Source organism: Kordia antarctica (assembly GCF_009901525.1).
GTDB classification, from domain to species: Bacteria; Bacteroidota; Bacteroidia; order Flavobacteriales; family Flavobacteriaceae; genus Kordia; species Kordia antarctica.
Genome location: NZ_CP019288.1, coordinates 1972120 through 1987006, shown reverse-complemented (window position 1 = coordinate 1987006; position 14887 = coordinate 1972120). Strand labels below are relative to the sequence as shown.

Annotated in this window: 9 protein-coding genes; 5 read left to right on the top strand and 4 right to left on the bottom strand. The window is 32.3% G+C overall.

Annotated elements, in window-relative coordinates; genetic code table 11:
- Positions 1–94: 94 nt before the first annotated feature.
- Positions 95–931 carry a M57 family metalloprotease gene (locus IMCC3317_RS07960; protein WP_160128998.1) on the top strand — a complete coding sequence of 279 codons (837 nt, stop codon included), beginning with the start codon at positions 95–97 and terminating at the stop codon, positions 929–931.
- A 104-nt stretch (positions 932–1035) separates the two neighbouring features.
- Here the strand turns inward: IMCC3317_RS07960 and IMCC3317_RS07955 are convergent, their stop codons facing one another.
- A complete protein-coding gene (locus IMCC3317_RS07955) occupies positions 1036–2460 on the bottom strand; it encodes an MBL fold metallo-hydrolase (RefSeq protein WP_160128997.1) in 1425 nt (474 codons plus the stop codon).
- Positions 2461–2596: 136 nt separating this feature from the next.
- Here IMCC3317_RS07955 and IMCC3317_RS07950 point away from each other — a divergent pair, with 136 nt between their 5' ends.
- Positions 2597–4324 (top strand): patatin-like phospholipase family protein, encoded by a 1728-nt coding sequence (locus tag IMCC3317_RS07950; RefSeq protein WP_160128996.1) that lies wholly within the window; start codon positions 2597–2599, stop codon positions 4322–4324.
- A 1231-nt stretch (positions 4325–5555) separates the two neighbouring features.
- Here the strand turns inward: IMCC3317_RS07950 and IMCC3317_RS07945 are convergent.
- Together IMCC3317_RS07945 and IMCC3317_RS07940 are read right to left on the bottom strand one after the other, a co-directional pair.
- Entirely contained in the window at positions 5556–7025 is a 1470-nt protein-coding gene (locus IMCC3317_RS07945) for a hypothetical protein (protein WP_160128995.1), read from the bottom strand.
- Between the two features lie 341 nt (positions 7026–7366).
- A complete protein-coding gene (locus tag IMCC3317_RS07940) occupies positions 7367–8692 on the bottom strand; it encodes an alkaline phosphatase D family protein (RefSeq protein ID WP_160128994.1) in 1326 nt (441 codons plus the stop codon).
- Positions 8693–8801: 109 nt separating this feature from the next.
- Here IMCC3317_RS07940 and IMCC3317_RS07935 point away from each other — a divergent pair, with 109 nt between their 5' ends.
- Together IMCC3317_RS07935 and IMCC3317_RS07930 are read left to right on the top strand one after the other, a co-directional pair.
- The gene (locus IMCC3317_RS07935; RefSeq protein ID WP_160128993.1) at positions 8802–9581 is read left to right on the top strand and encodes an aspartyl/asparaginyl beta-hydroxylase domain-containing protein; all 780 of its coding nucleotides are present in this window, start codon (positions 8802–8804) and stop codon (positions 9579–9581) included.
- A 22-nt stretch (positions 9582–9603) separates the two neighbouring features.
- Entirely contained in the window at positions 9604–10389 is a 786-nt protein-coding gene (locus IMCC3317_RS07930; RefSeq protein WP_160128992.1) for a hypothetical protein, read from the top strand.
- A gap of 363 nt (positions 10390–10752) precedes the next feature.
- On the opposite strand, the gene IMCC3317_RS07925 is transcribed toward IMCC3317_RS07930, so the two are convergent.
- Complete coding sequence (locus IMCC3317_RS07925) at positions 10753–12612, bottom strand: peptidase domain-containing ABC transporter (protein ID WP_160128991.1); 1860 nt, start codon at positions 12610–12612, stop codon at positions 10753–10755.
- Positions 12613–13089: 477 nt separating this feature from the next.
- On the opposite strand from IMCC3317_RS07925, the gene IMCC3317_RS07920 reads away from it, so the two are divergent.
- Entirely contained in the window at positions 13090–14811 is a 1722-nt protein-coding gene (locus IMCC3317_RS07920; protein WP_160128990.1) for a helix-turn-helix domain-containing protein, read from the top strand.
- Positions 14812–14887 lie beyond the last annotated feature (76 nt).

The window sequence follows — 14887 nt, the reverse complement described above, 5'->3', positions numbered from 1 at the left end:
TTTCATTAGCATTTTCTCAATCTTATTATTACATTTGAAACATGTTAAAAATCGCTCCAAACTTTAATTAACATTAACCAGTAAAACTTTAAATATGAAAAAATTTAAAAACTTAACCTTATTATTAGCCTTATCTTTAGGAATCACAGTTGTATCTTGTAGTAAAGATACTTCAGTAGTAGATGAGCAAGAAGACTCAGCAATTGGAATTCCACAAGACGTTCTTGAAAAAGCAAGATCTCTTCACTTCAACACATTTGACATGCAGGAAACGATGCTTGAAAAGCCAAATGGAAAATTGGAGCCTGCATATTTACTTGAAGATGACATTATAATGACACGCGACCAATTGATGAATATGGAACTTGGTGGAGACATTACTAGCAAGCAATATCGTACAAATAATTTAGTATCTGATGGAGTAATTACTATCATTGGATACACAGGAAATAACTCTAATGGATTAACAACTGCAATGCAAACAGGACTTCGTTGGGCAGTTGATAACTATAACGCATTAAACTTAGACATTAGTTTCAGTTTATCATTTGGTACTAACTATCAAAGTAAAGATATGGTAGTGTACCAAGTGTCTGGAGGCGCAGGTGGATCTGCAGGTTTCCCTTCAGGAGGAAACCCATACAAGTGGGTTAAAATTAACTCAGGAATGGCAGGTTACAGTAACAATGTTCACGAGCATGTTATTGGACACGAAATAGGTCACTCAATAGGATTCCGTCATTCAGATTACTTCAGCAGACAAAGTTGTGGTCAAAATTCAAATGAAGGAACTGCTGGAGTTGGAGCAATCCATATTCCAGGAACACCAACAGGATATGATTCAACTTCATTAATGAATGCTTGTTTCAGTTCTTCTGAAGATGGAGAATTTAATGGAAATGATGTCACTGCATTAAGATACATGTACTAATTAAATAGATAAATTATCGTATTAATAAAATAACACCGCGAGTGATTTTTAACATAGAAAAGACGCCTAACCAGCGTCTTTTTGCTATTTATAAATGTTTGAGATTATTTTTCTTCTTCTTTAGAAAGTGTAGATGGACATACAAATTCTGTAAATGGTAAGTCAGTTTTTTTGATTGCACCAAATCCGCCAGCAACATCAGTTACTTTATGAAAACCACGTGCTTTTAAAATAGAAGCCGCAATGACAGAGCGATATCCGCCAGCACAATGAATGTGATAGGCTTTGTTTGCGTCAATTTCGTTCATGTTTTTATCAATAAAATCTAGTGCAAAATGTTGTATGCCTTCTATATGTTTCGCTTGGTATTCGCCGTCTTTACGAACATCTAATACATTCAGTTTATTATTTTTAAAACGATTTGCAAATTCTTCTGCAGAAATAGAAGTAATACTTGCGGTGTCTTTTTTAGCCATTTTCCATGCGTTAATTCCGCCTTCTAAATAGCCAAGTGTATTATCGTATCCAACACGGGAAAGTCGTGTTACAGCTTCCGCAGATTTACCTTCTGGTACAATTAATAAAATTGGTTGCTTCAAATCTGTGATCAATGCGCCAACCCAAGGAGCAAAACTTCCGTTAAGTCCAATAAAAATACTATTTGGAATATGTGCTGCTAAGAAATCTTTTTGAGGACGAACATCTAAAACCAACGCATTTTCTTCATTCGCTAAAACTTCAAAAGCTGTTGGCGTTAACGGAACATTTCCTTTTTCCAAAACAGTTTCAAAAGTTGCATACCCAGATTTGTTCAACATCGCATTTTTAGAAAAATATTGTGGTGGCGGCGCAATTCCGTCCAAAACTTCCTTTACAAATTCATCTTTTGTCATAGCTGCGCGCAACGCATAATTCGTCTTTTTCTGTTCGCCAAGTAATCCAACCGTTTCTTTGCTTAAATTTTTCCCACATGCCGATCCAGCTCCATGCGCAGGATATACAATAACATCATCTGCCAACGGCATAATTTTGTTTCGTAATGAATCAAACAACATTCCAGCCAAATCTTCTTTTGTTAAGTCAGACTTAATTGCCAAATCTGGTCTTCCAACATCGCCCAAAAACAACGTATCACCTGAAAAAATAGCATGATCTTTCCCAGCTTCATCGATCAATAAGTACGTAGTAGATTCAAGTGTATGTCCTGGTGTGTGGAGTGTTTTTATTTTTATATTTCCGATGGTAAATACTTCTTCATCTTTTGCACTGTATATTTCGTAATCAGTAGTTGCATTTGGTCCAAAAACAATTGTAGCGCCAGTTGCTTTTGCTAAATCTAAATGACCAGAAACAAAATCTGCATGAAAATGCGTTTCAAAAACATACTTAATTTTCACGCCATTAGCGTTTGCTTTATCAATATATGATTTCGTTTCCCGTAACGGATCAATGATTGCCGCTTCACCGTTTGATTCTATATAATAAGCACCTTGCGCTAGGCAACCTGTGTATATTTGTTCAATCTTCATAATTTCATAATTTACAGGACAAAGATAGCAAACATTATAATTGTAAATGTTATGCTCGCATTGTATTTGTTTGTTAAAAATTGTACTTAGATTAATACTAAAAGTGCAATATTCAGCGTCATAAAACACTATATTTATGCAGAAATTTACACAAAATATGTCATCAGAAAAGTTTAAAATATGCATTACAATGGCAGGCGCAGTTTCTGCCGGAGCTTACACAGCTGGCGTTATTGATTATTTGTTAGAATCGTTACATTTATGGGAAAAGGCAAAAAAACATAATAAAATAGTAGGAGAAAATCATGTTGAGTACGATCATTCGATTCCGATGCATGATGTGGAGTTGGAAGTGTTAAGTGGCGCTTCCGCTGGAGGAATTACAGGAACGTTGACTGTTTTAAGTCTGTTAAATAAGGAACATAAATTTGTCAATAGAGACAATCCAACAGGCGAAGACAATGTGTTTTACCAATCTTGGGTGAAAATGGCAGATACTGATACAGAAAAATCGTTGTTGAAGTTATTGAATGTTGATGATTTGAAAGATGGCGAATATCCAGAATCGTTGTTAAATTCGGATGCAATTGATATTATTGCTGACAAAGCTTTGCAAACCAATGATAATGTGGCGTTTCCTAAGTATGTTTCTAAAAGTTTGGATTTGGTATTGACAACTACAAATTTACGCGGATTAAATTTTAATATCGATTTTAAAGATAGTGAAAGTGTAATTACGAATCACGGTGGTTTTTTTCGATATAAAATTTCTAATGAAGCTTTTAAACCTGGAATTCCAACAGATGAAGAGTCGTTATATTTTGTATTGGATTTGGAAAATTCAACACACGTTAATTACTTGAAAGAAGCAACATTGAGTACGTCTGCATTTCCGATTGGATTGAAATCGAGAGAGATTACAATTGCGCAAGAATATGTAGCGCGCTATCCAAAATATTTGTTTGATAGGAGTGAAGGTATTCGTGTCGATTTACAAAAAGATGATATGTATACGTTTAATTCTGTCGATGGCGGACTCATTAACAATGAACCGTTTGGTATTGGAATGAAAGTACTTTTGGAGAAAAATCCAGCGATAAAAGAAAAAGATAATTACGCCATTATCATGGTGGATCCTTTTCCAAATCAAGATAATAGTGAAGATGCGTACGACTCAAAAAGAGATATTATTTCTATTGCCAAAGGAATGTTTAAAGCATTGCGAAATCAAGTAATGTTTAATCAAGATGGAATTTTTGAAGCGTTGTCGTTAAGCAATCGTACAAAATTTCTGGTAGAACCAAAAAGAAAGCAACATTCGGCAACAGGATTGGTTCGTTCCAAAAGTGATTTAGCATCAGCGCCATTAAGTGGATTTGGCGGTTTTTTAGATGAATCGTTCCGAGAGCACGATTTTCAATTAGGGCGAAAAAATTGCCAATCGTTTTTACGGTATTATTTTGCTATTGAAAATAGAAACATAGTGAAACGATTTGGCAAGCAAGTAACTGCAGCATCACAAGATCGTTTTTGTTATGGCAATAAAGATGATCTCAATAAAGTTCCGAAATACTTTCCTATCATTCCTGACATGCGTGTGTTGCGCGCAATAGAAAGAAAATATGATACAAATACATATGGAATTGATGCAGAATTAGCGTATCCGAAATATCCAACCTTTGATATGGAAACGTTTGATCAAACTTATAAAAAGCCAATTCAGAAACGGATTCGTAAAATTGTGCAAAGCTTTACTAAAAATCGTTTTTATACGTTTGTATTTAGATTGTTTGTACAGCGCAAAACGTATCGCATAGTTCGCAATACCATCAAAGACAGTTTGGAAGAAAACGAATTATTGTAAATTGTAATGATTCCATTAAAAATATCCAGAATTCGCTTATATGATTTGCTTATTTTCAATATTTCGATGATCCGAAATAGCAGTTTTTAGGATTGATAACTCAAAAAATCATACAAAAACCATATTTGAATTCAATTATTTAATAGCTACAAAGTTTGCTAATTCTTGTAGGGTTACTCATTGTAAATCAAATTTTTAACACCAATTTTATTTGTACGTAATTTATAAATTACGTGTAGTGTTTCTTTTATGACGCTTATACTTTGCCTAAGTTTGTCTCAGGTTTTTTAGGTTATTTATTCTTTACTATAAATTTACAGACTTAAATTATTAAGTTCGAAAATTGAAGAATATATTTCTTATGAAAAAAGGAGTGTTGGGGGACACTCCTTTTTTATTTTTCTACTAAAAACGCAACGCTTATTAACTTTTCTCTACGCTCACAAAAAAAACCAAATTACGAGTTCAACATTTACTAATTTAGATTAAGTTTCAATGAATATTTTTATTGAGGTTTATTATTCTACAATTAGAAAGGAGTGTTGGGGAACACTCCTTTTGCTTTTTATACAGCTATTTTTTTGATGAGATTTTTTATGCTTTATAGTGTTTTAAAAAGAGTTTTCTAAATTGGAGTTCCTAAATTTTCAATCTTTTAAAGCATTCGAAAAATTTTAATAAAATAGACTTGTTATCGAATGGAAAAAGAATTATTTGTAAAATACAGTCAATAGTTTGTTGTATAAAATTGGCTATATTTTAATTAACTGCCTGAGTACCTGTGTAAAAAGATCACGATAGCATTAATCGTCAATATATTGTCATTCGTCTATACACTACTACTAACTGATCGACTTTTGCGGATCAATTATCTTTCTAACCTTATATTTGCTGCATACTATTTAGTATTACGATAATTACAATCTGGTAAATTGTAAAGAAATAAAGAACTTTTTGTGCCCCCAAAAAGTTCTTTTTTTTGTTTAAGAAAATTTCAAAGTATATAAAAATAGAATTTAATGGTCGTTTATCGATATAAATAGACCGTTTATCTGTATAAAATTATATTTTCATCGACTTTGTAAGGTGTGAATTATATACTAGACTATATTTACAGTATAAATATTTAGTATTTTAAGTGTTAACAATCTGATAAATTGTATTAAAAATAAAAAGAGAATCCTTTGCCCTGAGGATTCTCTTTTTTTTTAAGCGGTTTTTTATTGTGTGATTATTTTTTATTCTTTTCTATAAAAATCTGTTGAAACTCTTTTACTTTCATTATATCAATTTCAGTCTCAGACGCTCCTTTTTGACTTTGTAAATACCCATCAAATACGTGACTGATGTATATAGGAGATTTTGGAGTTCCGCTACTAAAACTCTGCGCGCTGTGGCATGAAAAGCAGTTTGTTAAGTTGCTAACATTGATGCTCGCTAAACTTGAATTGAATGTTTGTGTATAGGTTTCCATAGTAATATTGGCAGAGTTTAAAGAACCTCTTGCAACTGAACCAGGTGTTGCACTTCCAATTGAACTTCCTTCTTTTATTATTAATGCTATTTGTTCTGCAGGTGTTAAACCATCAGTATTAATCCAAATAGAACCAGTATATGCATAGTTGTTCCAAACATCTGTTAGTTTTTCAGCAACACTAGCATCAATATTTTTGATATTATTATAATTTTCTGGCTCTGACTGACTTGTCGTCATGAAATTTGTTGTTGGCGTACCACCTTTAACTCTTGGAACACCATATTCAAAAAGCGAATACGCTTCACTCATAGAGGTACCTGTCCATTTAATTCCATCAATAGTAGAAACACTTCCTTTTTTAAATAATAATTTTTCAGTATCGGCACTAGCAGTTCCTTCTGTCCAATTAAAAGCAGGTGCAAGGTTGTTGTGTTCAAATGTTGCCCAAATAAATTCAGGATGATTTTCTACAACACCTACAACATGCATCCCTAACATAGCAACTTCAACAGTTTTACCATCAATACTTGCATTTGTAGTGTAATAATTTGCTAAATCTGCTGCTGGAATCACAGAAGTTGGAATCCAAGACGTTTTTAATTCAAACGATCCTACTGGAAATGCTTTTGAGTTTGAAGGTTTTATTGTTCCATTATGTAAACCTTTAGCAAATCCTTTTGCGGCAGTATTCATTGTGTTGTTCATGTAGATTGCATAAAACACAGTTCCTGCGACACCATTGGTATTAAAGTTAGGATTTGATTCTAAAATAGCGGATGATCCTGCTTGTTCTGCATCTTTTGTTGATAATGCAAGTAAAACGCCGCTTGGAATGGTAACTGGTTTCATATATGGATCGACTTGTGTAATACTAGCATCTCTTAAAAATAATGGTGTTTTGCTAGCTGTAGCATCAGGTACTGTTAACCACAGAAACTTTTGCCATGACCATTGATGAAAAATACAATTGGCTGTTTCGCTTGCCGCAAAAGGACTGTTAGCGCCTTCTGCTGGTGCTTTAGTTTGTGTATGCGGAAACCAATCTGACTCGCAATTGCAAGTACTTGTTGTTTCTGCATCTGCTAAGTCATAACTACTTTCAGTTTTCACATCGGTTATGGCATCATCATCTTGTTTGTCTTTTTTCTTCTCTTCACAAGAGTGTAAAAATAATAGTGCCACACATAGCAACATCACAGTTTTTAATAAGGATTGGTTTTTCATTTTATTTTGAGATTAATTGGTTGGTTTAAAGGTGTAATTTGTAACTTCAAATTTCATAAAAAATGAGATCATATACTAGCGTATAAATACTTGATTTATGACGTTATTTTGAAGTAAACTGAAAGGAAGTTACGGAAAATCTTCTAATGAAGCCTTAAATAAGAAATAATTACTTTTTTGTAACTATTTGATTTATAGTTTAAAAATAGTTTTTTAATTACGCTACTTCTGTTTTTGTAATTGTATCTGAGAAATATCGCGAAAGCTGTAAAATTTAAAAAAGAAAACCGCCAATTGTTAGTTGACGGTTTGAATAATTTATAAAAAGTGATTTTTAAATTTTACTTTCTCGGATACCGTAAATCTTGCGCTTTAATCGTGTAATCAATGGCTTTTTTTCCGTCGGAATCATAAATAGTTAGAAGCAACGTGCGTTCTTTTCGTTTGCCAGAAACGTCAATAATTCCAAAGTTACGATTGTAAAATGTTTTGTCTTTCACTTGAAGCGTATTGCCTTCGTCTCTTGCTTTATGAGTTCCAGCGGTAAGCGGAGAACACGTAATATCAATCAACGGATATGCGTCTTCACGCTCCAATCTGGAAATCTCTGTATGATGTCTGTCGCCACTAATAAAAAATACGCCTTCTATTTTGGAGTCATGCAAGCGTTGTAACAACTTTGCGCGCTCCGTTGGATACATTGCGTAGTTTTCAAACTTTGCGACATCACTGATCACTTGTCCGCCATTTACGATGATTTTAAACGTCGCGCTGCTATTCGTTAACGCATCAATCAGCCAATCCAATTGTTGTTTGCCTAAATACGCTCTGTCATCATTCGGATCTCTATTTGGCGCTCTGTGATATCGATCATCCAACATAAAAACTTCTACATCATTCCACGCAAAATGTTGTGTTACGCCGCCATTTCCGGCAGCATTTGTATTCAAATTTCCCCAATATTTATTAAAAGTATTCTCCGTAATTTTTTTATTCACATAACTACGATCTCCATCATTTGGTCCATAATCATGATCGTCCCAAGTTGCATAATGATGTACACTTCCTAGTAATGCTTGCAATTCTGGAGTTGCGCGCGTATGTCTGAATCGATGGCGAATTCCAGTTTCAGTCATAAAATCGGGCGTTCGCAAATACATATTATCGCCAACCCATAACATTAAATCTGGATTTTTTGCAAGAATAGCATCAAATATTTGATACTTTCCACCATACGGATTCGGTCGGTCATCTTTAGTTTCATTAATAAAACTACACGAACCTAACGCAATTTTAAAATCTGGCGGATCAGTTCTGTACTGCCATAAAGTTTGTGTCTGAAACTCTAATTTATAAGCTCTTGGAACGTATATGTCATTGATATACAGTTTATATCTATATGTTTTTCCGTAGTCAACTTCGTTTGGCGTTAACTTCGCTATCAAGTCATTTTCTAAAGTAGTTTGAATGTTTTTTGTGAATTTTTCATTTTCATCAGAAGCAAAATAGCCGATTTTCACGTTTGCTGGTTTCGTAGTTTGAACCCAAATTAATGCTTCTCTAAAATCTGAATATCCAACCATTGGTCCAGATTGTAATAAATTTTCTTGCGCAATACTTACAAAAGAGAAAACTAAAAATAGGCACGACAATAGGATATTTTTCATGATGTAAATTAATTTAGAATGTAAATTTCAGCATAAAAATATGGATACAGATTGAATCTAGGTTATAAATTTTAATAATATCTTTTCTTGCGGATAAATTAATATCAAAATGGTAGATTTCAAAATTATGTATACTTTTAGCAAAGAACTAATCAAAAAGTATGAATACATGGAACAAAACACGCCCAAAACTGGATATTTGCTATTTCCTTTTACGTTTGATGTGAAAGCTTTGCAAGTAGATTTAGCAACCTGTATGAAGTTTAACTTTTTGGAAAATTATGTGCCAACTAATTATGCTGGAAAAGACTATATTTTGCCACTTCGTTCTGTTGATGGAACTTTAGATTCTGCTGTTGCTACTGAAAATCAAGCAAGTAGATTCAAAAATACAGTTGTATTGGATGAATGTCCATATTTTGACGAAGTGATCAATTCTTTTTTATGCGACAAAGAAGCTGTTCGATTGATGAATCTCCCAGCGGGAAAAATTGTCAATACACATATTGATTACAATGGCGGTTATGAAGATGGAATTTTCAGAGTTCACATTCCAGTGATTACAAATGATGAAGTTTTCTTTATTTTGAATGATGAACGTTTGCAAATGCGTTCCGGTGAAGCTTGGTATACAAATATAAATTTGCCACATGGCGTAGAAAATAACGGAACTACACATCGCGTTCATTTGGTAATTGATTGTATTAGAAACGATTGGTCGGATGAATTATTTTTCTCGCTGGCACCAAAAGAAAGCTTTTTTCCTTCGAAGGAAGAAGAATCGCCAGAAACCTTACAACGCATGATTGACGAATTTAAAAATCATCAAAATCCTGTATTTTACGAAATTATCGCAGAGTTTGAAGAAAAACTGAAAACGTTTAAGTAGTAAAATGAAATAAATAAAGTGTATGAAAAAAATAATTCAAATAATAGCCATGTTATGTGTTGTACACGTTTCAGCATGCACTTGTGATCCGCCAAGCATTACCGAAAAATATATAAATTCTGATTTTGTTGCAAATGTGACGCTCGTAAAAATTTATCCAAACGAAAAAGATCAAGAATTATACAAAGCCGATATTAAAACGAATACTTTGTATAAAGGTGAAAAAATAACTTCAATTTATGTAGTAGGAAATAATGGCGGTATTGGATCATCTTGTAGCATTTTTATCGAAAAAAACACAACTTTAATAGCTTACGCATCTCGTACTAAAGATGGGAAATATACAATTGGTATGTGTTCGGGTTTGCTATATATAGACTATTCAGGTATTTATCGGAAGAAACGACGAAAAACAGCACGCGCAATGAAGCAGCAACGTCGGGAACTTGCTATTTTGGATCTTTTCAAGAAAAAGAAAATTAATCATACAAATAAAATTCACTATCGCGAAAAAGGAAAATTACACAAACAATTGGTGCAGTTTAAAGGCATTAAACTCAAAAAAACGTACGCCTTTTTTGAACTTACATTTACATCTGATGTAAAAGTGAAATTGGTAAAAATGATTGATAGTTTTAATAACCCTGTTGACGATAAGTTAGTAGAAATTTTAAAAACCAGCTCTTGGAGTAGTTTTGACAATGGAATTCAAGATAAAATTCCTGAAAACAGTACGTTGATGATTGGTATTTATTTTTACGAATCAGAAGGGAAATACGAGAGTTTTATCAGTCAATATTATCTTTAAGTATTTAACGTTCCATCACAAACAAAGCAATCATTACAAAAGCGATAATTCCCGCAATTGCGCATAGAAATCCTATGATAAAACCTTTTAAAAAGAGTAATTTTTCTTGTGTCATTTTAATGATATAAAGTATTAAAAATAGCAAAGCGGCGGTTGTGAAACCAAGCCGCTTTGCCTGCCTAAAGTAAATAATATAAAGGCTTATCAACTTAAAAAAGAGACCAATACACATGTTGCAGATGCTTAGAATTCCCAGTTAACTAAGCGCAAAAACTTAAAAACTTAATAAAAAAAAATTGCGCTTCATGTGTTGGTCTCTTATATCATTATAAATTTTTGGAGCTACTAAAAGCAATCACTTTTTTATGAAATCCAACTAACTATTTCAGATGTTTTTAGTAGCTTTTCCCAAAAATCACTATAAAAATTTTGTGTCTTTAATAATGTTCTATGACTTCCATGTACTTTTGTTTCTCCTTCTTGAATTATATAAATTTCATCGACAACTAACTTTAAATACTGTAAATGATGGGAAATAATAATGATGGTAATTTTTGATTTTAATTGTTTTAATACTTTAAAAACGAACATTGCAGTATTTCTGTCCATCGTTGCCGTGAATTCATCCAAAATGAGCACTTGTGGCTTTTTGTATAAAACTCGAATTAATGCCAATATCTGTTTTTGTCCGTCAGATAAATTTATGCCGTCTTTTCCTAACAAAGTTGCGTAGCCTTTTGGTAAACTTTGAATAAAATCTTCAAAACTATATTCCGTAATAAACGCGTCCACATTTTGAAGCGAATCTTTTTTGCCTAAGACAATATTGTCAAATAAAGTGCCTGGAAAAATGATAATTTCTTGCGGAATAACGCCAATCATAGTGTGCCAATCTTTGGTTGAAATTTGTTGTAACGGAATTTTTTCATTCACTAAAATTTCTCCATTGGTATGTGTGTATTTTTTTTGAATTAGTTGACTCAGCGTAGTTTTTCCGCAATCACTTTCGCCAACAATGGCAATACATTGATTTTTAGAAACCTGAATATTTATCTTATTTAAAATTTGTTTTCTGCGTGAAAAGGCAAAAGAAACATCTGTAATAGTTAATGATTCAAACTGTGTAATTAGTGTTTTTTCTGAGGATTCTTCTTCCAAAGCAATCAATTCGTGCATTCTGTCAAAAGCAACTTGCGCTTCATTGATCGGAATTGCGACTAAAGCCAAACTTGCCACAGAAGGAAGCAACGAACTTGCAATGCACAAAACGGCTGTCAGTTCGCCAATCAACATAAATCCGCTATAAACTTCAAACGCCGCGTACATTAAAACGCCCATTAGGAATAACACGCCAAATACACTTGAAAATAGCGACAAACGCACATTTATTTTCCCTAATTGAAATATCTTATCTTGAAAATTTCCATACATACGTTGATTCATTTTCTGGAAAACACTTAGTCTTTTTGTGTTTTTTATGGTTGAAATATTTTGAATCGAGTTGATATAATTGCTCTCATTATCTGTAGAACTTCGCATGATTTCCTTTTGTGCTACAATGATTTTTGTATTGAAACCATATATAAATAGAAAATAAAATGGCAAACTTATAGCTGCAATCAAGCCAATTTTCCATGAATAATAAAATAGAAATGCTAATGAAACAATAGAAATTAATGTATGAATAACAACATTTCCTATAATTACTTTGATCACATTTTGAATTCGTTGTGTATCGTTGAATCTTGCCACCAATTCGCCAATCTTTCGCGTGTCAAAAAACGGTTTTGGCAATCGCAACAATGATGTGTAAAATCGATCAATAATTCGATTGTTTAAATCTTTGCTTTGTGAAATCAGAAAATTATCGCGCAGCGTCGTAAAAAACACTTTTACTAATAATAATACGGAGACGATAACGATACTAAAAATGAGCATATTGGTGTTTTTAGAGGGCAATATCTGATCGATTAATTGTTGTGCAAACACCGCAATGCTCATTCCTAAAATTGCAATACATAATCCTAATATAAAGCTGTATCCAATGGTTTTATGATCGGGTTTCAAAATGTTTAAAAACCATTGTTTTCGTAGTTGATGTCTTTTAGTAAATTTTTCTGAATTTTCGTCAATCGTGAGCGATAGAATTACTTGGTAAATAATTCCAAAGGCTAAAATTAAAATCGCCAGTATCAAAACATATATAATCGAATTAAATTTCATAAATTTTGAATGTTTAAGATTGAACAAAAAGTGAAATCATCTTTAATACCTTACAATTTTGTTGATGGCTACTAGCTGTTTTGGTAATACAACTAGTAGCACGTTAATCAACAACCATACTTAAAAAAGTATTTTTTCGATTTAAATATTTACAAGCTGCCGTCGCGTAAAGAAATCGGTTAAAACTCTAGCTCAAGTGGCAGAAGCAAACAATTTAGATCATTTATAGAAGTTTTAAATAACCAAAAAAACTTCTATCTTTTTTGAATCGTTATACTTTTCATTGCTGTAAATGTAAGTGGAAAGTTTACCTAAAAACAAGAGAAGCTATTCACGATTTATAAATCTTTCACAAATACTTACAAAAATTCACTAACTTGAAAGTATTAAAAGTCTTACCTTAAAAATGACTTATATAGCTTACATTAATATCCCATGATTTATACAAAAAAAGTTTTCAAAACCCTAGCGTTCATAATGGCTTTACAGCTTTTTAGTGCGTTTTTGGTTGCGCAAAATACTATTACAATACATAGTGTTGATTCTACCAAACTACAAACAGAAACTATTAAAATTGATTCTGTAAATCTTACTACATTTGAAGAAAAATTGCAAATAGCAAAACAAAGTAAGGATACATTAGAAATTGCATTGCAAAAAGCAAAACAAAGTAAGGATACATTAGGGATAGCAAATGCGTACGATGAATACTCCGAATTTTACCTTAAACCTTTAAACAAACTCAGTTTAGCATACAGTGATAGTATTCTCTTTATTACAAAAAATTTAAAAAACAATGAGAAATTTCCAGCTCTTGGGTATCATCTAAAAGGAAGGTATTATTATAGAAAAGGAAAGTACAATACGGCGTTCAAATATTATGTAGACGCATTGCATTTAGCCAAAGAAAACACGCTGCTTTATGAAACCATTAATTTTAATATTGCTTTAATAAAAAATACAACGAAGCGACATGAGGAAGCCAAAAAAGTATTTAAGCAATATGTCAATTTTTTAGAAGGATCTAAAAATAAAAAACTAGTTGAAAAATACAATTTAGGATTATATGCACTTTCACATTCGCTCACGTATACGGGACAATTAGATTCTGCTACACAGTACATAGCTAAAGGAATGAAAAGTTCTATCGATATAGAAGATCATCATGCTTATAATTACTTTGTATTGAATTCAGGAATTAACTCGTATTTCAAAAAAGAATATGAAACATCGATTGATAGTTTAACCAAAGCAAAAAAACTATTTTTGAATGACACTACCGAAAGACCTTCGTTAGCCTTTGCGCATTTATATCTTGGAAAAAATAACCTGACAATGAATAATCCTAAGTTGGCTAGGAAACATTTTAGAAGTGTTGATTCAATCTTAGAGATTACAAAAGATGTGCTGCCAGAATTCTTAGATGCCTATAAATATTTACGAAAACATTATGAATTAGTTAAAGATGAGGAAAAACATCTTCACTATTTGAAGCAAGAAATAAAATTTAATGACATTTATACTGCAAGCTATGAAGACTTAATCCTAAATTTAAAGGATTATGATAATGAAATATTGATTAAAATAAAAGATAAAATTATTAAAGAATTAAATAAAAAAAATAAAACGTCCGATACTACAATTATTATATTACTGTCCTTATTATTAACGTTTGCTGGCGCGATTTATTATTTTTTCCGAAAACAAGTCATTCACAAAAAGCGTTTCCATAAATTATTAGCAGCACAACAAGAAAAGCAATCTAAAAAGGCAGCCGCGATAAAAGAAGAAGTCACGATTATTGAAAACAATCTAAAGGAATTACCCGAAGATTTAGTGAATGATATTTTGGCAAAACTCGAAAAGTTTGAAGCTACCGATAAGTTTGTCAAGAAAAGATACACCTTACCACAATTGGCAAGAGAACTCAATACGAACGGCACTTATTTGTCAAAAGTAATTAATGAAATCAAACAAGTAAACTTTGCAAACTACTTGAATCAACTTCGAATTGAATATTCCATTGAGCGTATTACAACCGATTCCCGATTCCGAGAATATACCATAAAAGCCATTGCAGAAGATAGCGGATTTAAGACGCAACAGTCGTTTTCGGCAGCTTTTTACAAGAAAACGGGCATAAAACCATCATTCTTTATACGACAGCTAAAAAGCAAAATAAAAAATTCAAATAATTGATATTCAGTATTTTAGAATCAAATCTGTCATTTAAAATTTATAAATAGTTCATAACTTCATTTGGATTTGATAGTAA